The organism is Haloactinopolyspora alba (assembly GCF_003014555.1).
GTDB classification, from domain to species: Bacteria; Actinomycetota; Actinomycetes; order Jiangellales; family Jiangellaceae; genus Haloactinopolyspora; species Haloactinopolyspora alba.
Genome location: NZ_PYGE01000005.1, coordinates 79,769 through 102,005 on the forward strand (window position 1 = coordinate 79,769; position 22,237 = coordinate 102,005).

General features: G+C 70.8%; 22 protein-coding genes. 9 read left to right on the plus strand and 13 right to left on the minus strand.

Annotation, left to right across the window (positions count from 1 at the left end; genetic code table 11):
- Positions 1–253 precede the first annotated feature (253 nt).
- Both CLV30_RS08715 and CLV30_RS08720 read right to left on the minus strand, forming a co-directional pair.
- Positions 254–700: a VOC family protein gene (locus tag CLV30_RS08715; protein ID WP_129711008.1), complete on the minus strand. Its 447-nt coding sequence runs from the start codon at positions 698–700 to the stop codon at positions 254–256.
- Positions 701–889: 189 nt separating this feature from the next.
- Positions 890–1,336: an SRPBCC family protein gene (locus CLV30_RS08720; RefSeq protein WP_106536821.1), complete on the minus strand. Its 447-nt coding sequence runs from the start codon at positions 1,334–1,336 to the stop codon at positions 890–892.
- Between the two features lie 54 nt (positions 1,337–1,390).
- On the opposite strand from CLV30_RS08720, the gene CLV30_RS08725 reads away from it, so the two are divergent.
- Positions 1,391–2,080, plus strand: a complete 690-nt coding sequence (locus tag CLV30_RS08725) for a TetR/AcrR family transcriptional regulator (protein WP_106536822.1) — start codon at positions 1,391–1,393, stop codon at positions 2,078–2,080.
- A 22-nt stretch (positions 2,081–2,102) separates the two neighbouring features.
- On the opposite strand, the gene CLV30_RS08730 is transcribed toward CLV30_RS08725, so the two are convergent.
- Positions 2,103–2,906, minus strand: a complete 804-nt coding sequence (locus CLV30_RS08730) for an alpha/beta fold hydrolase (RefSeq protein ID WP_165358613.1) — start codon at positions 2,904–2,906, stop codon at positions 2,103–2,105.
- A 189-nt stretch (positions 2,907–3,095) separates the two neighbouring features.
- Positions 3,096–3,227, minus strand: coding sequence for a hypothetical protein (locus CLV30_RS27515; protein ID WP_276320003.1), 132 nt, complete (start codon positions 3,225–3,227; stop codon positions 3,096–3,098).
- Between the two features lie 104 nt (positions 3,228–3,331).
- Between CLV30_RS27515 and CLV30_RS08735 the strand changes: the two genes are divergently transcribed.
- Both CLV30_RS08735 and CLV30_RS08740 read left to right on the plus strand, forming a co-directional pair.
- Positions 3,332–4,135, plus strand: a complete 804-nt coding sequence (locus tag CLV30_RS08735; protein ID WP_205740821.1) for a sensor histidine kinase — start codon at positions 3,332–3,334, stop codon at positions 4,133–4,135.
- Positions 4,135–4,821 carry a response regulator transcription factor gene (locus CLV30_RS08740; protein WP_106537015.1) on the plus strand — a complete coding sequence of 229 codons (687 nt, stop codon included), beginning with the start codon at positions 4,135–4,137 and terminating at the stop codon, positions 4,819–4,821. The genes CLV30_RS08735 and CLV30_RS08740 overlap by 1 nt, the downstream gene beginning before the upstream one ends.
- A 114-nt stretch (positions 4,822–4,935) precedes the next feature.
- On the opposite strand, the gene CLV30_RS08745 is transcribed toward CLV30_RS08740, so the two are convergent.
- The 4 genes from CLV30_RS08745 to sigJ form a co-directional block, all read right to left on the minus strand.
- Positions 4,936–5,955: a class I SAM-dependent methyltransferase gene (locus CLV30_RS08745; protein WP_165358612.1), complete on the minus strand. Its 1,020-nt coding sequence runs from the start codon at positions 5,953–5,955 to the stop codon at positions 4,936–4,938.
- A 34-nt stretch (positions 5,956–5,989) separates the two neighbouring features.
- Entirely contained in the window at positions 5,990–6,685 is a 696-nt protein-coding gene (locus tag CLV30_RS08750; RefSeq protein ID WP_129711007.1) for a hypothetical protein, read from the minus strand.
- 127 nt (positions 6,686–6,812) lie between these two features.
- Positions 6,813–9,755: an ATP-binding protein gene (locus CLV30_RS08755; RefSeq protein ID WP_106536827.1), complete on the minus strand. Its 2,943-nt coding sequence runs from the start codon at positions 9,753–9,755 to the stop codon at positions 6,813–6,815.
- Positions 9,756–9,980: 225 nt separating this feature from the next.
- Positions 9,981–10,868 carry an RNA polymerase sigma factor SigJ gene (gene sigJ / locus CLV30_RS08760; RefSeq protein ID WP_106536828.1) on the minus strand — a complete coding sequence of 296 codons (888 nt, stop codon included), beginning with the start codon at positions 10,866–10,868 and terminating at the stop codon, positions 9,981–9,983.
- A gap of 153 nt (positions 10,869–11,021) precedes the next feature.
- On the opposite strand from sigJ, the gene CLV30_RS08765 reads away from it, so the two are divergent.
- The gene (locus CLV30_RS08765) at positions 11,022–11,372 is read left to right on the plus strand and encodes a DoxX family protein (RefSeq protein WP_106536829.1); all 351 of its coding nucleotides are present in this window, start codon (positions 11,022–11,024) and stop codon (positions 11,370–11,372) included.
- A 76-nt stretch (positions 11,373–11,448) separates the two neighbouring features.
- On the opposite strand, the gene CLV30_RS08770 is transcribed toward CLV30_RS08765, so the two are convergent.
- The gene (locus CLV30_RS08770; RefSeq protein ID WP_106536830.1) at positions 11,449–12,840 is read right to left on the minus strand and encodes a pectin acetylesterase-family hydrolase; all 1,392 of its coding nucleotides are present in this window, start codon (positions 12,838–12,840) and stop codon (positions 11,449–11,451) included.
- Positions 12,841–13,055: 215 nt separating this feature from the next.
- Here CLV30_RS08770 and CLV30_RS08775 point away from each other — a divergent pair, with 215 nt between their 5' ends.
- Both CLV30_RS08775 and CLV30_RS08780 read left to right on the plus strand, forming a co-directional pair.
- Positions 13,056–14,303, plus strand: coding sequence for a sensor histidine kinase (locus tag CLV30_RS08775; protein ID WP_106537016.1), 1,248 nt, complete (start codon positions 13,056–13,058; stop codon positions 14,301–14,303).
- Entirely contained in the window at positions 14,300–14,992 is a 693-nt protein-coding gene (locus tag CLV30_RS08780) for a response regulator (RefSeq protein ID WP_106536831.1), read from the plus strand. Before CLV30_RS08775 ends, CLV30_RS08780 begins: the two co-directional genes overlap by 4 nt.
- Before the next feature lie 15 nt (positions 14,993–15,007).
- Here the strand turns inward: CLV30_RS08780 and CLV30_RS08785 are convergent, their stop codons facing one another.
- Complete coding sequence (locus CLV30_RS08785; protein WP_106536832.1) at positions 15,008–15,391, minus strand: VOC family protein; 384 nt, start codon at positions 15,389–15,391, stop codon at positions 15,008–15,010.
- Positions 15,392–15,465: 74 nt separating this feature from the next.
- Positions 15,466–15,705: a hypothetical protein gene (locus tag CLV30_RS26350; RefSeq protein ID WP_165358611.1), complete on the minus strand. Its 240-nt coding sequence runs from the start codon at positions 15,703–15,705 to the stop codon at positions 15,466–15,468.
- A gap of 322 nt (positions 15,706–16,027) precedes the next feature.
- On the opposite strand from CLV30_RS26350, the gene CLV30_RS08795 reads away from it, so the two are divergent.
- The 3 genes from CLV30_RS08795 (at position 16,028) to CLV30_RS08805 (ending at position 21,035) form a co-directional block, all read left to right on the plus strand.
- Positions 16,028–18,925: a DEAD/DEAH box helicase family protein gene (locus tag CLV30_RS08795; protein WP_106537017.1), complete on the plus strand. Its 2,898-nt coding sequence runs from the start codon at positions 16,028–16,030 to the stop codon at positions 18,923–18,925.
- Between the two features lie 75 nt (positions 18,926–19,000).
- The gene (locus CLV30_RS08800) at positions 19,001–20,230 is read left to right on the plus strand and encodes an MFS transporter (protein ID WP_106536833.1); all 1,230 of its coding nucleotides are present in this window, start codon (positions 19,001–19,003) and stop codon (positions 20,228–20,230) included.
- 217 nt (positions 20,231–20,447) lie between these two features.
- Entirely contained in the window at positions 20,448–21,035 is a 588-nt protein-coding gene (locus CLV30_RS08805) for a TMEM165/GDT1 family protein (protein WP_106536834.1), read from the plus strand.
- 7 nt (positions 21,036–21,042) lie between these two features.
- Here the strand turns inward: CLV30_RS08805 and CLV30_RS08810 are convergent, their stop codons facing one another.
- A complete protein-coding gene (locus CLV30_RS08810) occupies positions 21,043–21,312 on the minus strand; it encodes a type II toxin-antitoxin system VapC family toxin (protein WP_106536835.1) in 270 nt (89 codons plus the stop codon).
- 18 nt (positions 21,313–21,330) lie between these two features.
- Positions 21,331–22,194 carry an exodeoxyribonuclease III gene (locus CLV30_RS08815; RefSeq protein ID WP_106536836.1) on the minus strand — a complete coding sequence of 288 codons (864 nt, stop codon included), beginning with the start codon at positions 22,192–22,194 and terminating at the stop codon, positions 21,331–21,333.
- Positions 22,195–22,237 lie beyond the last annotated feature (43 nt).

The following is a 22,237-nucleotide window of genomic DNA, read 5'->3' on the forward strand; positions in this document are numbered from 1 at the left end:
GTGGATCCGTCGGTGCGTCCGCATCGGAGCCGGCGTCGTCATCTGGCGGGCTGGGTCGCTCACACATTCGCAACCCCGGGGGCATGGATCATGACGTCATGGTCCGGGTCCGGCCGGATGGTCGCTATCCTGCGGATGCGTTAATAAATCACGATTCGCCCTGTGGGCTGCGCCCCGAAGCGCCGAGATCACGCCCTCGCGACCGCCGGTCCTCGGCGCCGGGATCGTGCGTCGTGAGGCGTTTTTCGGTCCTCTATTCGTGCTGGGTGAACAGCACCTGGTCTTGCACGGAGGTGCCCGGATAGGTCGTGCCGGCTCCGGAGGGGGCGAGGTCCTCGTAGTAGCCGAGCCGGTTGTGCCATGGGTCGTGGAAGTCGAGGAACGCCACGACGCCCGGTAGCTGTGACGGCTCGGAGTGCTGGATGTCGCGTTCGTCGAGGAACGCCGTCGCCTGCAGCAGGTCGTTCACCCGAAACCTGATCCGGTTCTGCAACGGCTGGGCAGGGGTGCGGGCCACGACCTGGAGCCAGCACTCCTGACCGGAGATCGGTGCCCACTCGAAGAAGTCGTCGTGCGGCTCGAACTGCGGAGGGCGGCCGAAGAGGTCGCTGTAGAACGCGCGCGCCGCGGCGCGGGCCTCGCTGGGCACGGATACCTGAAGCGTCATGCCGGACATGCCGGGCGCTGTCGTTCTCGACATGCCCCGACATTCGGTAACGCTCGGAAAAGTGTCAAGCATGACGAGACCCGACCAGTGGACTTCGATACCGCCGGAGGCGATTCGCGGCTGATTCCGACCGTCGGGCGCCACGGGCGGTATCGAAGTCGGCTCACGCCCGACGTCGTGGTCCGGTGCCGGCCGGGCGTGACTGGTGGTGCGTCGCTGGTCTCAGGTTCTCGACGGCGACTGGGAGCGCCGTTCCAGTGCCTCGCGGATGTGGCGCATGTGGTTCTTCTCAGCACGGCGGATCGACACCAGGAACAGTGGGAAGGCCAGCCGGAACCAGCCGTGTGGCCGGGGCGCGAACTCGATGGACAGCAGTGTGCCCTCGGCGACGCCTTCGACCCGGCCGGTGAAGGTCACCTCGAGCGGGCCGCCGTTGTGGGTCCTCCACATGTGCGGGCGGTCGTAGGCGACGACTTCGGGCTCGATCGGCGGGCCGCCGTGCCTCCACTTCGCCCGGTACGTCGTGCCCACGCCGATCGGCCCCTCGGTGAGCTTCTCCACCATCTGACAGTCGGGGTTCCACTCGTGCTCCGAGCGGAGGTCGGACAGGTAATCGAACGCCTCGGCCGGCGTGCACCTGATCACCACGGAGTTGCGGATGACCGCCATGAGAACCCCCTGACTAGAGTAAACACTAGTGATGCCTTTAGTAGACTCCGGAACATGACCGACGTCAAGGCCCGCACTCGCGCAGAACGCGCCCGGGAGACCCGGAGACGGATGCGCGATGCCGCGCGCGAGCTGTTCGTCTCGCAGGGGTACGCCGATACCACGATGAAGCAGATCGCCGCCGACGCGGGTGTCGCGGTACAGACCGTCTACTACACGTTCAAGACCAAGGGGGCGCTGCTCTGCGAGGTCGCAGAGGTGACCGCTGCCGGAGAGGACGACCCGGTGCCGGTCAGCCGCCGGGCGTGGATGCGTGAGGCGATGGCGGTGCCGTCCACGCAGCGGACCATCGCGCTCGTCGTCGAGCACGGGAGCGGGATCTACGAGCGGGTCGCGGTGCTGTGGCCGGCCGTCAACGCGGCGGCCGCGGCGGACCCGGAGGTCGACGAGTACTGGCGCGGTGTCGCCGCGAACCGCAGGTCCGGCCAGCATGCTTTCGTGGCTCGCATCGCCGAGCTCGGAGGTCTCCGCTCCGAGTTGGATGTCGGACGGGCAACCGACATCGTGGTCGTGCTGTGTGGCCACGACGTGTACCGAGGCCTGGTCCTGGACGCCGGCTGGACGGTTCCGGACTACAAGGCCTGGCTCTTCACCACTCTGATCCAGCAGCTGCTCGGCCATCGACAGCCGGACCCCGAAGCCCTGCGCGGCCTTTCGTACGCCCCCTTGGTCGACGCGAGCTGAGCGCCGAGCGAGACGTCGGTGTTCACGGTCCGGTCGTTCTGGCCGGGACGAACCGGGCGACCGTCGACGCGTAGTCCGCGGGATGGGTCAGATGTGGGAGGTGGCCAGCGCCGGGCAGTATGTGCGGCGCCGCCGCTCCGACCGTGTCCGCGAGGCGCATCGTGATCGTCGTGAAGAACACGGGACTCTCGTCACCCCGCGTGAGCAGCAGCGAAAACCGGGTGGGATCGAGTGCGGCGGGATCGAGTGAGGCCCAACCGGGGTCTCGAAGTTCCTCGGCGAAGGTGCCGGCGGCGGCGACCGTCTCCGCGTGTTCCTCGGGGCTCATCGTCTCCCATGCCCCCGGGCCCAGCGCGACGTTGTCGATGAAGTCGTGGACGGCGCCCTCGGCATCTCCACGCTCGATCCGTTCGCGGATCGCCTGCAAGGACCTGCGGACGTCGGCGACCGCCGGATCGTCCGCCGCGAGATCGAGCAGCGGCGGTTCGTGAACGCACAACGTGGCGATCAGCTCGGGCCTCCGAGCCGCCAACCCGAGTGCGATGGAGGCGCCGAACGAGTTGGCGACCACGTTCGCCGGCGCCAGGCCCAGCGACTGGATCAACTCGGCGAGGTCGTCCTCGTCGTCGCTGCGCAGTCCGGGCTCGGGGCCGTTCTCGCTGCCGGAATGGCCGCGCCGGTCGTAGGTGATCACGCGGAAGCTGCCCGCGAGCTCCTGCTCGACGGGCTCCCAGACTCGGTGGTCGTCCAAGCCCCCGTGCACCAGCACGAGTGGTTCGCCGCTACCGGCCTCTCGCACCAGCAGCCTGACTCCGTTGACCGTCACCAGGCGCTGATCGTGTTGGGCACTCCGGTCCGGAGGCCGAGTTGTGTCGGACATCTCTTCTCCCGTTGCACGTCGGTGCGAATCCGGGTTGGCCGAGCTCTCCAGCCTATCCGGGTCGACGCCGGTGGCGGTGTGGTCCGTGGCACGTCAGGTCGACGATCGTGGCGAGCTCCGTCGCCTTGGAGTTCCTCAGTCGTTGCGGCGGTGGGCCTGTTCGAGCACGGCGCGTTGGAGAGGCCGGCAGGCCTCCGCGACCGCGAGCGTCAGCAACAGCCCGCAGGCGACGGTGACGAGGACGAGCACGACGCCGAAGGTCTCCACCGGGAAGACGATCATGTACGGGGTGGCGAGAAGGCGTCGGTGCTGTCATCTGTCTCTGGGCGGCCTCGGCACGGACCTGGGCACCGATCCCGATGCTCATCGTCGTGGCGTCGTGGCTGGGACTGTGCATTGCGCTTCAGCTTGCCCTGGAGCGGCGTAAGTCGCTCGTGGTGCCGCCCCGGAGCGGGCCGGAATGGGCGCACCATGTCGGCCAGCTGCGTTCCTCGCGGATGGCGATCGTCAATGCCTTCGAGATCGAGCGCCGCCGGATCGAGCGAGACCTGCACGACGGCGCGCAGCAGCACATCGTCGCATCGTCGCTGAAGATCGGTGAGGCGGTGCTGCTGCTCAGCGCCACGGGTCACGAGACCCGCGAACTCAGGCAGGCGACCGACCTGCTCACCCAGGCGCAGGAGGCGACCGAGTCTGCCCTGGCCACGCTGCGCACCACCGTTGCGGGCATCCATCCCAAGGTCCTTTCCGACCTGGGGCTCGACTCCGCCGTCCGCGATCTGGCACACCGTTCGACGCTGAGGGCCGTGGTCCGCGTCCCGCACCCGCTCCCGTCCATCCCTGACGCGGTTGCGGCCGCCGCGTACTTCCTCGTCTCCGAAGCACTGACCAACGTCGCCAAGCACGCGCCCGACGCGCAGGTCACCGTCCTGCTCGGCGCCGATCACCAGCTCCACCTGTCCATCGTCGACGACGGACCCGGCGGCGCCCACATCCGGCCCGGTCACGGGCTCGCCGGCATGGCGGAACGGCTCGCAGCCTTCGGTGGCACCCTGAACGTCACCAGCCCGTCGGGCGGTCCCACTTCTCTCGCTGCCCGCGTGCCGCTCCTGCTGCCCGAGGGTGAGCCGGGTGTCGTGGTGGGCGCACCGGCCGGGCCGCAGGCGGCCGGGTGATGAGGCTCATCGTCGCGGACGACGCCGCTCTGCTGCGCGAAGGCCTGGCCGGGCTGCTCGAGCGGCAGGGACACGAGGTACTCGGCCGAGCGGCAACCGCACCGGAACTCGAAGCGGTCGTCGACCATGCGGTCGCGCACGGACGCCTGCCCGACGTCGTCCTCACCGATGTCCGGATGCCGCCGGCGATGGCTGCTGACGGGCTGGACGCTGCCGTGCGGATCCGCGCCGAGCACCCGCGGATCGGGATCATGGTGCTCTCGCAGTACGTGGCGCCGGCGTACGCGAGCGAACTCTTCGACGGTCGATCGAGGCGCGCGGGGCCGGAGGCCGACGGCGCTGGTGGCCTGGGTTACCTGCTGAAGGAACGAGTAGCGCGGATCGCGGACTTCATCGACTCCCTCCAGCTCGTGGCCGCGGGTGGTGTCGTCGTCGACCCGGAGGTCGCCGCACTGCTGGTCTCGGGCGGCCGTGGCGCATTGGACGTTCTGTCCGCCCGCGAACGTGAAGTGCTCGAGCTCATGGCGCGTGGACTCAGCAACTCCCAGATCGCCGAGCAGCTCGTTCTGTCGGCAGGCGCGGTCTCCAAGCACGTCGCCAACGTCTTCACGAAGCTCGACCTGCCGCCAGGAGAGGACAACCGCCGCGTGCGAGCCGTCCTGGCCTACCTCACCGATCAGCCGTGATGATCTGATCCTGCCGGACGGTTTCGGTGTCGGACCGGGCGATCACGCGAACGGCGCCGCTTCCCTCGCGAGGTGCGGCGCCGTTCGTCTCCCCGGCTCGCGGTCCCGGCACGCTCAGACGCGGCCCCAGGTGAGAGCGTGCACAGGGGTCAACGATGCGGTGCCGAGGTCGGTGAACCCGTGCCGCTGCAGCAGCGCGTCGTAGGTGCGGCGTGGCAGCAGCTGGTCGTCGATCTGGGCCTCGAAGAACTGGATGCCGGCCATCACCCGGCCGGGCACCGTGGCCAGTGCCTCGTCGTCGTCCGGGAACGGGAAGTCGGAGATGACGAACAGCCCGCCCGGCTCGAGCGCGTCCACGACCCGCTGGGTGACCCTGTCGATGTCTCGGCACTCGTGCATGGTGATGTTGTTGACCACCAGCGTGGCCGGGCGGTCGATCGTGAACTCCTCCAGCGGTTCGGTCACGAACCGGACCCGGTCGGCGAGGCCCGCCTTCTCGACGGTGCGCCGGGCCAACTCGATCGAGTGGGCGTCGCCGTCCACCCCGATCAGCTCACAGGCGGGGTAGTGCTCGGCCAGCCGTACCAGTCCCAGCCCGGCGCCGCAGCCGGTGTCGACGATCACACCGCCGTCGGCCAGTCGCTGCGCCAACCCCGGAATCTGCTCGAGCCCACCGGGCACCAGCCGGGTGTAGAAGGGGCGGCCCGACTTGGACACCCCGTCGATCCACGCTGGGCTGCAGTCGTTCCACCACAGCCGCTCCCCGGTGCCGAGTGCCTGTTCGAAACGGTCGAAGAGCTCGTGTTGCTCGAAGACCGCGAAGATGCCGCCTGCGTAGGCCGGGGAACTCTCGTCGAGCAGCAGGGTCGCCATGTGCGGTGCCAGGCGGTAGGTGTCGCCGTCCCGCTCACAGACGCCGCCGGCGAAGGCCGAACGGCACCACACGCCCACGTAGAACGGATCGTGACCTGTGCGCGCGGCCAGATCGTCGGCAGTCGCGCCTGTCGCTGCGTCGGCCAGGGCACGGACGAGCCCCGAACGAAGGCCGATCCCGACGGTGCGGTGCCCGGTGTATCCGGCCACCTGGCCGAGCAGGATCGCCGCCTGGTCCTTGATCTCCGGTGCTGGAGTCACAGTGGTCATGGTGCTTCCCATCTGTTGTAGGTGATCACGGCGTCGGGAAGGCCGCGGACTGCGAGAGCAGGCACTGGTTCGGGCCGGGCTCGCCGTCGGCCAGGGCGGTGGCGGGGAAGATCGACGGGAACGGGCTGTCGTCGGCGCACCCGCCGCGGTAGGTGTGGATCATCCCGGGCATGTGGTCGGCGAGAGCCGGCCCGTGGTCGTTGAGCGTGAACAGGAACTGCGCGCTCGTCGCGTCGTCGAGAGAGCGGTCCGGCAGCCAGCCGGTGAGCGGGCCCTCCTTCACGTGTCCGGCGAACGTGGCCCGGCCGTTGCGGCCCACGACGTGCCCGGCGCCGAAGCGCACCTGGGCGTCCGCGTCGACATCCGGGTCGAAGAGCTCCGGCCCCGTGCACGGAGTGCCCTCGCACGCGTCCGGGTCGTTCACCGTGATCAGCCACAGCGTGTAGGCATGGCCGGGTTCCAGGTCGCGGGCGTGGAACTGGTACGACGCTCCTCCCTCGTGGCGTGTCAGGGCGACCCACGCGTCCTCGACCCTGCCCTCGTTGCCGGCCGGCTTCTGCTGTGGGTGCCAGTTCACCGCGGCTTCCTGGTGCACGGCCGGAACCGGCGGCTCCTCGGCCGGTCGGGCCGCCCCTCCGGCGGACTGAGCGCAGGCTGCCAGCGGAACGACGAGGACGCCGGTGAGCAGGCCGAACGTCGATGTCTTGCGCGAGAGCATCATGACGACTCCTCGGTGTGTGATGGTGACGAACACCGTCACGATGCGAGCCGCCGGTTGTGGCCGGGCTGCGGCTCGGCTGCAGGAGAGCTGTGGAGGTGGTCACGCCGCGGCGTCGCGCCGCTGTGCCTCAGGTTTCCAGCAGGACGTCGAGCCGGGCGAGTGCCTCGTCGCCCACGCGGCGCACGCCGAGCCGCTGGCCACGCTCGGCCAGTGCATCCGCCGTCTCGTGACCGAGACGCTCCTCGACCCGCTGCCACGCTCGGGTGAGGCGCTGCGCCTCGAGGCCGTACGTGGGAGTGTCGCCCGAAGTGACCGCCCCGTACAGGACGGCCGCGGGTTCGTCGGCCTCCATCTCGGCGAGCAGCTCCACGAGGTTGCGCACGGCCGTCAGCTGGTGGGTGTGATCACCGACCTGGCGCCAGTGCACCACGACGTCCCGGAAGGCGTGCAACGCCTCACGCACCTGTCCGCGGCGTCCCTGGGAGGAGGCGAGGCACACCAGCGAGACGCCCTCGATGAGGCGATTGTTCACGCTGCGGGCCAGGGCAACTGCCTCCTCCAGGCTCGCCGTGGCACGGTCCGGATCCCGCTCCAGGTGGACCTCGCCGTCGCAGTAACGGGAGAAGGCACGCATCGTCGGGCTGCCGGAACGCTCGGCGATCCGCCGCAGCTGGGGGACTCCGGCGGCGGCCTCCTCGGTCTCACCCCGGTAGAGGTGGCCCAGGACCCGGCAGACCCATGCGTAGGTCAGGCGGAAGTCGTCGTCCAGTGCCACCGCCGGCACCTCCTGGCGATCGGTGAGCGCGAGCACCTCCGCCAGGCGTCCTTGATACAGGGCCGCCGTGCCGAGCGCGCCCAGGGCGAGCAACGCCACCGCGCCGCCCGGCTCGACCTCGGCGAGCGACGTTTGCGCCTCACGCACAGCTCGCTCGCACTCGTCCCGGCTGGTAGCACCCCACGCCGCCGTGGCCAGTGCCCCTGCGTGGGCCGGGTGATCGCCCGCCCCCGCGAGGGCAACCGCCCGACGTGCCCAGGTGGTCACCTCGTCGCGCAGCCGGAAGAAGACCTCGTCGGCGAGCGCGGCCGGCAGCCGCAGCGCGGTGTCCACGTCTTCTGCGGCGACAGCCCACGCATGCGCGGCGCGCAGGTCGTCCATCGCCCGGGTGATCACCTCCGCGGCCTCCGGCTCCTCGGGACCACGAGACCGGCGGGCCTGGGTCTCGGCCAGCGTCACGTGGTGGGCGGCGTGGGCGCGGCGCAGCGCATCGGCGAGACCGCGGTCCTCGAGCCTTCGCAGGCCGAAGTCCCGCATCGTGTCGAGCAGCCGGTAGCGCACGTCCTCTCCGTCGCGCTGCACCACGACCATCGACTTGTCGACGAGCTCGCCCAGCAGGCCCGCGATCGCTGTGTGCGGGAGGTGTCCGGCGGAGCACACGGCTTCGACCGACGCCAGCGGCACCGCACCGGCGAACACGGCCAGGCGGTCGAACAGGTCGGCCTCCTCCGGCGCCAGAAGCTCGTACGACCACGCCACCACCGCCTCGAGCGTGCGGTGGCGCCCACCCTCGTGTCGCGGTCCGCCGGCGAGCACGGCGAAGCGCTGGTCGAGCCGCTGCGCCAGCGCAGCAGGCGTCAGCGCCCGGGTGCGGGCGGCAGCGAGCTCGATGGCCAGCGGCATGCCGTCGAGGCGGCGGCACAGCTCTGCCACGGCGCCCGCGTTGGCGTCGTTGAGCCGGAAGGCCGGGTCCACGGCCAAGGCACGCATCCGGAACAGGCTGCCGGCCGAGGTCGCCGTCACGTCGGTGGGCCGTGCGTTTTCCGGTGGGACGTCGAGCGGAGTCACCGGCCACACCCGCTCGTTCCGCAGGTGCAGCCGTTCGCGTGTCGTGACCAGCACCGTGGTGCCCGGGCAGGCATCCACGATCGCTTCCACGTGCGGCGTCACGGCATCGAGAACGTGCTCGCAGTTGTCGAGGAACAGCAACAGGTGCCGGTCGCCGAGCCCGGACACCAGGGCGTCGGTCACCGAGTGCCCGCCGGACGGCTGGATCGCCAGCGCGGTGATGAGCGCACCACCGACGCCCTCGGCGTCCCGCACGTGCGCCAGGGCGCAGGAGATGACGCCGTCGCGCCAGATGTCGCGAGTGTGCTCGACGAGGCGCTCGGCCAGGCGGGTCTTTCCGATGCCGCCGGGCCCGGTGAGCGTGACCAGCGAGGCGCTCCGCAGCCAGGTGCCCACGGTCTCGAGGTCGCGCTCGCGGCCCAGCAGGGGGTCCGACCGCCGGACGAGCTCGGCCGTCCGGTTCGGGGGAGGCGCGGGCACGGAGGACTCCGTGTCCTGGCGCAGGATGTGTTCGTGCAGCCCTCGCAATTCGGATGACGGATCGACCCCCAGCTCGTCGCGCAGGCGGGTCTGCACCTGCCGGAAGGTGGCGAGCGCCTCGGCCCGCCGGCCGGTGGCGACGAGGGCGCGCATCAACTGTCCGTGGGCCCGCTCGTCGAACGGCTCGGCCTCCACGACCCGGGACAGTGCCCGGGCGGCGTCGTCGTGCCGGCCGAGCGTGAGCAGGGTCTCGTGCCGCTCGGCAGCTGCCGCGTTGCGCTGTTGGTCGAGGTGGCGGGCCGGTGCCTCCAGTCCGGGGTGTGCGGCCAGGTCGCCGAACGCGGGGCCGTCCCAGCAGCCTTCCGCACGTTCGAGCAGGCTGAGCGTTTCCCGGGGGTCGCTGCAGAGCTTCGCCTGCTCCACCAGGTCCCGGAACAGGTGTGCGTCGAACTCGTGGACGGCGAGATCCATGCGGTACCCGTCGGGCGCGCTCTCCAGGGGGTCCCGTTCACCGGGCGCCATCGACAGCAGCAGGTGGCGCAGCCGGGAAACGTGGCTCTGTAGCGATTTCCGGGCGGTGTGCGGAGGCGCCGACCCCCAGAGCGTGTCCACGAGCCGGTCGGTGGTGACGACCTCGCCGTTGCCCGCGAGCAGCATCGCCAGGATGGTCCGCTGCTGCCCACGCGCGAGCGTGATCCGGCGTCCGCCTGCGAAGACGCCCACCGGCCCCAGCACCAAGAACCGCATCCGTCGTCATACTAGGCCCGGAATGGCGCTGGTGGTGTCGTTCTCCGGTCGGCGTGCAGACACGCCGGCACAGGATCGGCCGCATCGTGTCCATCGGGGACTTCGATACCGCAGGTTGCGTTTCGTGGCTGATCCGCTCGCCCGGTGCATCTGGCGGTATCGAAGTCGGCTCGCGACGCGTTGCCGACATCCTCGAGCGTCGCCGTGCTACGAACAACGGCTGCGCTAGCGCCAGGTGGTGAGTTTGGCCGGGTTCCGCATCACCCAGATGCGGTCGATGTGGTCGTCGAGCACGGCGACGGACATGACCGCCAGGACGGATCCCGCGGCATCACGTGCGACGAGGCCCGGCTCGGCGTTGACGGTGGTCGTGTCGATGGTCAGGTCGTGCTGCCGCCGGCCGACACCGAGCAGCAGCTTCGCTATCGGCTCCGCGCCGTGCACCGGGTTGAGCATGGCGCTCACCTGACCGCCGCCGTCAGCGATCGCGGTCGCATCGGGGTCCAGCCACCGGATGAGTCCGGTCAGATCGCCCGCCTGCCACGCCGTCCTGAAGGCCGCGACGACGTGCGCATGGTCTTCCGGGCGGACGCGCCGCTGACGTTGTTCACGGACGTGCCGTCGCGCTGCCGAGGCGAGCTGTCGGCAGGCCTGGGGTGAGCGGCCGACGATGTCGCCGACGTCGGTGAACGGATAACCGAAGACGTCGTGCAGGACGAACGCGACTCGTTCGGCAGGTGTCATGGACTCGAGCACGACCAGCAGCGCCATGCTGAGCGACTCGTCCAGCGAGACTCGCTCCGCCGGATCGCCCACGGATTCGAGAGCGGCGTGACTGGTCCAGAACGTCGAGGCCGACACCGGCTCGGGCAGCCACTCACCGACGTAGCGTTCGCGCCGCGCCCGCGCCGAGTTCAGGAGGTCCAGGCAGATCCGGCTCACCGTGGTGACGAGCCAGGCGGTGGGTGCGTGCACGTCGTCTCGGCGTCGCTGCGACATGCCGTACCAGCGGGCGTACGCCTCCTGAACCGCGTCCTCCGCGTCCGACGCGGACCCCAGCAGCCGGTAGGCGACGTTGAGCAGCAACGCCCGGTCGCCCACCTGCGTGTTCATCGTCCGCGCTTCCGTCGATGGAGTCCTCACGACAGTACAGACGAAGCAGCCGCACGATGTGTCAGGTCGCTCGTCCGTGAACTGTGTCACCTGACATTCACCGACCCTGCGCCGTCATGACCGTGACCGGACGAGAACAACTGGGGAGTGTGCATGCCGACTATTGCCATCGTGGTCATTTCGGTCACGATCGCCGCGAACGCCGCGATCGCGGTCGCCGACCTGGCACGGGCGAAGTTCGTGCTCGCCAACGGAGCGGAGGTCGGTGTCCCCGAGTCGTGGCTTCCCGGGCTGGCCGCGCTCAAGGGCGCGGGCGCGGCCGGCCTACTGCTCGGGTTCCTGGACTTGCCTGTCGTCGCGGCCATGGCCGCCGCCGGGCTGGTGTTGTTCTACGTCGGCGCGCTCATCGCCCACGTTCGGGCCCGGGTGTTCTACAACATCGCCTTCCCCGGGGCGTTCTTCGGGCTGGCGGTGGCTTCTCTGGTATCGACGGCCACGTACTGACGCGCCGTGGGCGCGCCGTCATGTCGATCGCGGTGCTCGCGGCGGCCGCGCCGGCCACGCGGACGGGTCGCGTTCGTCAACCCGCGGTGCAGTCGGTGCAATGCACGTCGTCGACGGGCTCACCGGCGACCAGGTCGGCGGCCCAGTCGGCGAGCGCGGTGCCGTCGACGGTCTCGGTGTAGAAGGAGCCGTCGCCGAACGCGACGTGGCCGTCGCCGGGGGCGGTGTAGCTGTGCAGGTTCACCCCCGCGTCCTCGATCCGTGCCTCGTTCGTGTCGATCAAGGTGAGCAGGTCGTCGAAGGGCACTCCGGTGAGGTCGAGGTGCCGTGCCTGGTTCTCGTCGTAGGCGTGGTCGTAGCGGGCGAACGTGACGTCCGGGGCGTGTCGCGCACTGCGGATGACGAACCCGGGCAGGCTGAAACGGCCGGTGCCCGCGCGGGAGTTCTCGACCCAGCCGGGGACGGCACCGGCCACACCCCACCCGCTGCCGCTTCCGCTCAGCAGGTCGTTGATCTCCGGAACGTCGGGGTAGGAGCCGGACGAGTCCGCGATCGACGTGATCGTGGCTTCCGGCAGCCGGTCCGCCAACATCCCGGCGTAGACCGGCGCGGTCGTCGAGCCGGCGCTGGCGCCGATCACGACGATCTCGGTGGCGTCCGGGAAGGTCGCCGTCAGGTGGTCGAGGGCGGCGGTGCCGTTGACGAAACCCTTGTGCTCGACGGTGAGATCCGATGCGTACTCGGTGGTGGTGTCGCCGATGTGCAGGTCGCCGGTGCAGTACGGGACGAACACGAAGGAGTGGTCGGCGAACGGATTGCGCTCGTCGGCGAAGTCGAACACGCCCTCGCCGTCCGGCCCGTCGACCGTGCGCTGGTACTCGTTGGCTCCGCCCGGCCGGCACGTCTCCGCCGACCAGCAGACGCCGCCTCCGTCGAGGAACAGGACCACCTTCTCCGGGTCCGCCTCGCGGGCGTAGAAGCTGAACTCGGAGCCGTCGGCGCAGTTGCAGTCGCCGCCCGGGACGATCTCTTCCCAGCCCGCCGCGGCCGGGGCGACCGTCTTCTGCTCGCCGGGCTCGACCGAACCACCGGGGTCGCTGGGACGCACACGATCGAGGATGGGTTCGCAGACCGACCGCGCAGCATCCATGCGCTCGCCGGACGCGAGCTCGGAGACGCCCTCGAAGAAGATGCTGCCGTCGGATTCGACCTTCGGGTCCGGGTAGTCGTCGATGCCCTGCTCGCGCATGCACGTCGCGAACTCGTACGCGGCAGCCTCGGCTTCGTCGGTGGCTCCTCCGGCCTCGGTGGGCGGGTCGTCACGGCTGAGGCCGACCGCGGTGACACCGGCGACCACCACGAGGGCGACCCCCGCGGCGACGATGCGTCTGCGGCTCAGCCACCGCCGCCAGCCGGTGCTGCTGTCGGTCGTGTCGTCCGGACGCGGCTCGTTTGGTGTGTCGCCCATGGTGAGTACTCGGCCCTCTCGTCGGTGTGACTCGGCGCTTCGTCCCGTGACGCTAGGTGCGGCCGCCGGTCGGGCACGTCTGTCCGCAGGGGTATTTCCACTACCGCGTTCGGGTGACACCGGCTCACGTCATCCGCGAGATGTAGTCGGTGGATGTACGCCCTGGTGTCTCACGGTCGGATGCCGCCGGAAGTGTGGTCGTGGACAATCAGCTGATGCGACCCTTGCTGCGTGCCGTGGCGGTTGCCCTGACGAGGGCAACCGGGCCGCGACCGCAGCCGAGCCGCCGCAGTCTGGCCTTCGACATCGGCCTCGCGTTCGCCATGAGCGTCGCTACCGTTCTGTACGCCCACGTCGGCGTCGGCGACCAGGACGTCGCGTTCGTCGTCGGCACGGAGCCCGGCATCCCACCGTCCCCGCCCGACCAGACGACGAGCGCGGTCGTGGTGGCGGTCGTCGCCGCCGCCGCGTTGGTGTTCCGCCGGCGGTACCCGCTGGCGGTTCTGTGGGTGGTGCTCGCCGCCACCATGACCGCGTCCACGGACGAGCCGAGCCTCACGTTCCTCGCGTGTGTGATCGCGGCGTTCTCGGCCGCGGCGTACAGCCCGTACCGGGTGCCGACGCTGGCGAGTGTGGCGGGAGCAGCGGTGTTGTTCGGCGTGTTCGTCGACTCGGTCTTCCCCGTCGTGCCGGCGGAATACGCCCCGTTGATCGTCCTGGTGCCGATCGCCGTGGCCGCCGACGGGCTGCGGCGCTGGAAGCTGCGGGCCGACGAACGCAGTGCTCGGCTGGCCGAGTTCGAACGCGAGCAGGCCGAGGCGTTGCGGCGTGCCGCCGAGGACGAACGCGCGCGGATCGCCCGTGAACTGCACGACGTCGTGACGCACAACGTCAGCGTCATGGTCATCCAGGCCGGAGCCGCGCGCAAGGTCATGGAGGCGGCGCCGGAACGGGCCGGCGAGGCGCTGCTGGCCGTCGAATCCGGCGGCAGGGCGGCGCTGGCGGAGCTGCGTCAGGTCATGGGCCTGCTGACGACCGACAACGGCGACGACGAAGCGGCCGAGCTGGCGCCGCAACCGACCTTGGCGTCGCTGTCGAACCTCGTGACACGCCTTCGGGATGCCGGCATGGACGTCGATCTGACGGTGCGCGGGCGCGAACGTCCATTGCCGGGCGGAATCGAGCTCGCCGCATATCGGGTGGTGCAGGAGGCACTGACCAACACCGCCAAACATGCGTCCGGCGCGTGGGCCGGCGTGACCGTCGACTACGGTGACGACGAACTGCTCGTCGCCGTCGTCGACACCGCCGGCACCGCGGGCGAGGCCGCGTCGTCCGGCAACGGTCGAGGGCTGATCGGCCTGCGTGAACGCCTGGCGGTGTACGGAGGAACGTTGGTCGCGGGGCGCACCGGCGCCGGCGGGTACCAAGTGGCCGCGTCGATTCCCCTGGAGGGGGCATGACCGAACCGGTGCGCGTGGTGATCGCCGATGATCAGACCTTGGTGCGCACGGGTTTCCGGATGATTCTCGACGCTGATGGTATGGACGTCGTGGCCGAGGCGACGACCGGAGCCGAGGCGGTCGAAGCGGTGCGCAGGACCCGCCCCGACGTGGTCCTGATGGACATCCGGATGCCCGAGCTGGACGGGCTCGAGGCCACTCGCCGTATTCTCACCGGTGCGGCGGACGCACCCCGGGTCGTCATCCTGACGACGTTCGACCTCGACCGCTACGTGTACGCGGCGCTTTCGGCCGGAGCCAGCGGCTTCCTCCTCAAGGACGTCACACCCGAGGCGCTGACCTCCGCCGTGCGCAGCGTGCAGGTCGGCGACGCGCTGCTGGCGCCGGCCATCACCCGTCGCCTGGTTGAACGATTCGCGCACCGCGACGGCGACGCAGCCTCACTGCACCGTGATCTCGGCGCCTTGACGCCGCGCGAACTCGAGGTGCTGGGTCTGCTGGCGCGCGGCCTGAGCAACGCGGAGCTGGCCGAACGTCTCTGTCTGTCCGGACCGACCGTCAAGACGCACGTCACCCGCATCCTCGCGAAGCTCGGCCTCCGCGACCGGGTCCAAGCCGTGATCACCGCTTATGAGACCGGTCTGGTCAGCGTCGGCAGCGGTCCGCAGGATCGCCCGTACGACGAGTGAGGATGCAGCGCACTCTCATCCGCCGCTGCCGTAGGGACGGGTGATGATCTCCAGGTTGTGCCCGTTCGGGTCGTCGAAGTAGGTGCCGCGCCCGCCGTCGTTGTGGTTGATCCGGCCCGGCTCGCGGTGTCCGGGGTCGGCGTAGTGCGTGATGCCGGCCTCCTCGATGCGCGCGAAGATGGCGTCGAACTCGGCCTCGGACACGAGGAACGCGTAGTGCTGCGAGGTGATCTCCGCGTCGGTGTCGACGAAGTCCAGTGTGACACTGTTGCTGGTCTCGACCGGCAGGAACGGGCCGTACGGTGCGCCCACTCGTAGGCCGAGGATCGCCGCGAAGAATTCCGCGGACACCTTCTTGTCGTGAGCGGCGACGATGGTGTGGTTCAGTTCGATGGACATGGGATCCTCCCGGGGCGTCGGGCGTGGTTCGTCCCTTACCCACAGTGCCCCGAGCGGCACGGGTGCCGCGAGTCTCAGCGGCGCAGCTCGATGGTGAGTTCGGCGGCGATGGCGAGATCGGTGGCGAGCGTGTCGCACTCGGCCGTGGACAGCTCCAGCGCACCGATCCGTGTGATCAGGTCCGCTGCGGCGTCCTGGTCGCGGTGCCCTGTTTGATCCGCGGTCGGGTCATCCGTGGAATGCCCGACGTCGGGACCTTTCCGAACTCGGCGCGGAGGCCGCCGGCGTACGGGGTCGGGCGCTGCTGGCGGCACGTCACCTCGAACCCGAGGGCGGTGTGGAAGGGGAGGACGTCTTTCAGGTCCCCGGCACGGCAGTCCAGGGATGACCGACTCTGCAGGCATGTCGATCACCGTACGCCGTACGCGTTTTGTTTGCGGGAGACGGCCAGCGTTTCCTGCATGGTGACGCTGCTGGCAACGAATGCCAGCTGTGTCGCCCCCTCGACATGCGGCCGCAAGCCTTGGCGTCGCGCGCGGAGCCGGTTTCGCGAGGCTCGAGGCGCGTGCCTCAGGTCGTCGGGCGCGCTTCAGTGCGTCGATGTGGTCGAGATCGTAATGCGGCATGATGTGGCGGATGCCCGAGTCCGCGCCACCGGCCGAGCCGGATCCCGCGCCGGCGGCAGCGTGGGCGACCGTGACGTATCCGCGGCAGTTCCGCACGCACCAACGACAGGCGCTCGATGCCATCGACACGGCTGTCGCGTCCGGTGCGCGCCGGGCCTGGGTCGTGCTGCCACCGGGCGCCGGCAAGACGCTGGTCGGGCTCGAAGCCGCGCGTCGCGTCGGCCGGCCGATCGTGGCGTTCGGGCCGAACACCGCGATCCAGGGCCAGTGGCTCGCCGCCTGGCGGGAGTTCACGCCGGCGGCGTTGCCGGCCGGCACCGCGCGCGACCTGTCCGCGCCGGTCACCGCGCTGACCTACCAGTCGCTGGCGAACTTCGACCCGGACGCCGAGGTCGACGAGGACGGCCGTGCGCACCTGCCGAAGGCGGGCGGCAAGCGTCGCGGCGGGCTACGCGATCGGCTGCACGACAACGGGCGCGCCCTGGTGGAGGCGCTCGAGAACGCCGGTCCGGTCACGCTCGTCCTCGACGAGTGTCACCACCTGCTCGAGGTGTGGGGGCGGCTGCTGGCCGAACTGCTCGAGGACCTCCCGCAGGCCCACGTCATCGGCCTGACCGGTACGCCGCCGGACACCCTGACGGCCGAGCAGTCCCGGCTCGTCGACGAGCTGTTCGGCTCCCCGCTCTACAGCACGTCCATCCCGTCGGTGGTGCGCGAAGGCAACCTCGCGCCGTTCGCCGAGCTCGCGTGGTTCACCGAGCCGACCCCGACCGAGTCACAGTGGCTGGCCGCGCAGGCCGAGCGGTTCGCCGAGCTCCGCACCGACCTGCTCGAGGCGGACACGGAGTTCCTGCCGTGGCTGGACCGCCGGTTCGTGTCGCGGCCGGTCAGCGGGCTCGGAGCCGAATCCCCGGCGGTGGCCTGGTCGAGGGTCGAACGCGACGAGCCCGAGCGAGCGGCCGCCGCACTACGGTTCCACCACGCCGGCCTGCTGGCGCTGCCGCCCGGGGCGGCCCTGCGCGAGGAACACCGGGTCGAGCCGACGGCGGACGACTGGGTCGCGCTGCTCGGTGAGTACCTCACGGCGCGGCTGCTGCCGTCGTCGGACCCGGACGACCAGGCGGTGGTCGAGAAGATCCGGGCGGCGCTGCCGAGCGTCGGTTACCAGCTGACCAAACGCGGCATCCGCCGCGGCCGGTCGCCGGTCGACCGTGTGCTCGCCCGCAGCGAGGCGAAGACCGACGCGGCGGCCGAGATCATGGCCGCCGAATCGGACGCGCTCGGATCCCGGCTGCGCGGCCTGGTGCTGTGCGACCACGAACGTGCGTCGGCGACGCTACCGGCCCGGTTGCGCGGCGTGCTGGACGCCGAGGCCGGTTCGGCGCGGCTGGTCCTGTCGAACCTGCTGGCCGATCCACGGACCGCTGCGCTGGAACCGGTGCTGATCACCGGCCGCGCCGTCGCCGCCGACGCCGGGACCGCCCGCAAGCTGGTGGCGTTCGTCGCCGAGCACGCACCCGAGATCGAGCTGGACGAGATCCTGCCGGACGCCGTCGGCGCGGTCGACGTGACCGGACAGTGGAGTTCCCGCCGCTGGGTGCCGCTGGTGACCCGGTTCTACGAGACCGGCGCCGCGCAGGTGCTGGTCGGCACCCGCGCGCTGCTCGGCGAGGGGTGGGACGCGCGCGGCGTGAACACGCTGGTGGACCTGACGACGGCGACCACGCCGACCGCGGTGGTCCAGACCCGCGGGCGGGCCCTGCGCGTCGACCCGGAGTGGCCGGAGAAGGTGGCCAACACCTGGACCGTCGTCTGCGTGTCCGAGGAACACCCCGGCGGGGCCGGCGACTGGCACCGGTTCGTCCGCAAGCATCACGGCTATTTCGCCGTCACCGACAACGGCGAGATCGCCTCCGGCGTCGGCCACGTCGACCCGTGGCTGTCGCCGTACGCGCCTCCGCCCGCGAGCACGTTCGCCGACGAGAACGAGGCGATGTGCGCCCGGGCGCAGAACCGCGCGCGAGTGCGCGAGCTGTGGCAGGTCGGCACCCCGTACCGCGACGAGCTGGTGCACACGATCCGCGTCATCCCGACCAGCCAGGCGCGGCGGACCGCGCCGCGGGAACCGGAACCAGGCGCGCCGCAGCCTCCCTCGTGGGTGTCCGCACGGGAAGCAGCGAGAAGGCCCTGGCCGGACCTCGGGGCCGGGCCGGCGCCGCCGCGTCGAGGTCTCGCCGCTTTGGCGACCGCCGTCGCGCTGATTGTCGGCGCCGTCGGGGTGGTGGCAGGGCTGTGGTGGCTCCCGGTGGCAATGGCGGCGGTGCCCGCCGCGGCGTGGTGGCGCTGGGTGTCCGCCCTCCGTGCCGCGAGCCTGGCGGCCGGGCGGGAACTGGCCGCGTTGGCCGACGGTCCGGATCCGCTCGCGTTCGGCTACGCGGTGGCCGACGCCATGCAGGACCTGGGGCTTTCGGAGCGCGGAGCCGACGCCGTCAGCGGCGTCGTCGAGGCGGACGGCTCGTACACGATCGCGCTCAACGGCGTGGACATGGAGACGTCGCGCCGGTTCACGACCGCGCTGGACGAGGTGTTCGCGCCGCTGACCGCGCCCCGGTGGGTCATCGCCCGGTTCGTCACCGATCCGCTGCCGGACGACGACGCGGTGCGCGCTGCCGGGCTTGCCTGGCTGCGCAGGACGGCCGAGCCGAATGCGATCGTCTATCACGCGGTTCCGGCCGGGTTCTCGAGCAGCAGCGCCCGGGTGAACGCGTTCGTCCACGCGTGGAACCGCTGGGTGAGCACCGGTCTGGCCACCATGATGACCGGGCCGGTCGCCGAATCCATCCTGGCCACGCATCGTGGCGCCGACCCGTTCGCTGCGACGACCGCCCTGCGGATCGACTGGAGCTGATCCAGTCCGCCGAACCGACGCTGTCGGAGCCGGCACGTAGCGTCCGTCCTCCGAGTCGGATGGAGGAGATGCTGAATGACCGTGGCCGCCGACGACACCGTGTCGACACTGCGCTGGCGGGGCGGATACGGACGGTTGTGGTCGGCGGCGGTGCTGTCGCGGTTCGGCGACGCCGTCCGCAACGTCGCCGTGCCCGTCGTCGCGGCCGGTCTCACCACGTCGCCGTTCGTGCTGTCGCTGGTCTCCGCGGCCGGGTATCTGCCGTGGCTGCTGTTCGGGCTGCTCGGCGGTGCGCTGGCCGACCGGGTCGACCGGCGGCGCGCGATGTGGACCGTCGACGTCATCCGAGGCGTCCTGGTCGCCGTGTTCGCGGTGTCGCTGGTGGTGGGTGAGTCGCACATCGCGGTGCTGATGGCCTTCGCGTTCAGCCTCACGACGATGCAGACGCTGTTCGACAACGCCGCGACGGCCATTCTGCCGACGCTCGTGCCGCGCGGCGCGCTGTCGTCGGCCAACGCCCGGCTGATGACCGCGCAGTCACTCGCGGGGACGTTCCTGGGCGCGCCGGTGGCTGGGGTGCTGATCGCCACCGACCCCGCGGTGCCGTTCGCCGTGGACGCGGCGACGTACCTCGTCGCGGCGGCGCTGATCGCCTCACTGCCGCGGCCCGCCGTGCCCGCCGCACCGCCGGGTGGCACGACACTGCGAACACAGATCGCGGAAGGGCTTCGCCGGTTGTGGCGTGACCGCCTGCTGCGGGCGATCTGCACGGCCAATCTGCTCGCCAACATGGTCGTCGGTGGGCTCACGGCGTTGCTGGTGCTCATCGTCACCCAGTGGGCGGGTGCGTCGGAGACGACATTCGGCGTGGTCGTCGCCGCGTACGGCGCCGGCGCGGTTCTCGGCGGCCTGGTGGCGACGCGGCTGGGCCGATGGGTCGGTGGCGTCCGGGTGCTCGTGCTGGCGCTGGTCGTCCAGGTGGCGTGCCTGACGGGCATCGGCACCGTGGCGCACGCGGTGGCGACAGCCGCGGGGCTCGCCGCCTTCGGGTTCGCGGGCATGCTCGTCAACGTGCACACGGTGACGTTGATCCAGCGCCGCGTGCCCGGGGAGATGCTCGGGCGGGTCAGCGCCGCCAGCCGGACCGTCGCCGTCGGCGGCGCGCCGCTGGGCGCACTGCTGGCCGGGACGCTCGCCGAGGCCACGGACGTCAACGTGCCCGCGGTCGCCGGTGCTGGCCTCGTCGCGATCGCCGCGGTCGTCGTGGTTCGCGGGGCGGCGTCCGATCGGCTGACACCGATGTGAGAACAGCCACGTCAGCTGGCCCGCGGACCGGCACGGCCGGTAGAGTCGAGCACAGCGAAGGGGAGTAGCCCCCAATGTCGCGGTCGACAGACTGACGCCCTCGTGGCGTCCGGCCGCGCGGCCTCCGCGAGAGGCGGGCGAGACCTTCGGCCCTGGCAGTAGTGCCGGGCCGAAGTCTCGTGCACTTCCGGTCCGGTACGTGATCGGAAGGACGTGGATGGCCGACCTGTGGGCGGCGTTCCTGCTCAGTTTCGGCGTGGTCTTCGTCGCCGAGCTCGGCGACAAGTCGCAACTGATGGCGATGGCCTTCGCCACCCGGTACCGCGCGTGGCACGTGCTGGCCGGCATCACCATCGCCACCACCCTGGTGCACCTGGCATCCGTGGCCATCGGATTCGGGGTCGGCTCGGCGCTGCCCACCGGGTGGATCTCGCTGATTGCGGCGGTCGCGTTCTTCGGTTTCGCCGCGTGGACGTGGCGCGGCGACACGCTGACCGACGCCGAGCAGGAACGTGCCGCGCGGACCACCCGGATGGCCGTCGTCGCCGTCGGCACCGCGTTCTTCCTGGCCGAGCTGGGGGACAAGACCATGCTCGCCACCATCACGCTCGCCACCCAGCACGACTGGGTGGGCGTGTGGATCGGGTCGACCATCGGGATGGTCGCCGCCGACGCCCTGGCCATCGTCGTCGGGCGGGTGTTGCATCGGCAGCTGTCCGAGGAGCTGATCCGCTACGGCGCGGCCGCGCTGTTCGCCCTGTTCGGCGTGTGGATGCTGATCGAGGGCCTGGTGGAGGTCACGTAGGCGGCTTTTACAGCACTTCGACGCGGGCGTGGTGCCCACTGGCTCGGCCGACGCGGGCGTCGCGCGTGACCAGCGGACAGTCCAACGCTTCGGCCAGTGCCACGTACGAGGCGTCGTAGGCGGACAGGTTGTGTCCCAGGTGCAATGTCCGGCGACGAAAAGCGTCCGACGCCCACCATCGTTCGACGGGCAGATCATCGAAATCGGTCAGCACGTCGTGTGCCCGTGAATCGCTGAGGTGACCGCCGATTCTCAGGCCACGAACCGCGGAGACCACCTCGTAGTCGAGCCCGGATCAGCGGGACTGTGGCAGCTTCACCGAGCCGCGCTTGACCGCGGGTGCGGACGGGGGTGGCACCATCGGGCCGATGTCGCCGTCGGGTGCTTCGTCCAGGTCGACGATCACCGGCGCGTGATCGCTGGGCCCGGAGCCCTTGCGGGCGTAGCGGTCCACCCACGCAGCCTGGACACGCTCGGCCACCGGGTCGCCGGCCAGCATCAGATCGATGCGCATGCCCAGGTCCTTGTGGAACATGCCCGCGCGGTAGTCCCAGTACGTGAAGACGCGGTCGTCCGGCCAGCGGTCACGGACCACGTCGTGCAGGCCCAGTGCCTGCAGCTCGCCCAGGGCGTTGCGCTCTGGCGGCGTGACGTGTGTGTGCCCCGCGTAGGCATCGGGATCGAACACGTCCGCGTCGGTGGGCGCGATGTTCATGTCGCCGCACAGCAGCGCGTGGTCGGGTCCGGCTTCGACGACGTCGCGCAACGCGGCCAGCCACGCGAGCTTGTAGTGGTAGTGCTCCGAGTCGGGCTCGCGGCCGTTCGGCACGTACAGCGAGTGCACCCGGACGCCGCCGCAGGTCGCCGCGACCGCCCGCGCCTCCTGATGCGGGAATCCGGGTGCGCCGGCAACGCCGGTCACGACGTCGTCGACGCCGACACGGGACAGGATGGCCACGCCGTTCCAGCGGCCCTCGCCGTGCACGGCGATCTCGTAGCCGCGCTCGTGCAGCTCGTCGCCGAGCAGGTCGACGAACGCGTCGTCGGCCAGTTTGGTCTCCTGCAGGCAGACCACGTCGGGACGGCGCTGGTCCAGCCACGGCAGCAACCGCGGAACCCGCTGCTTCACCGAGTTGACGTTCCACGTCGCGACTCTCATCGAACCCCACGTTAGCTCCGGCGCGCTGCCGCCCGGCAGCGCC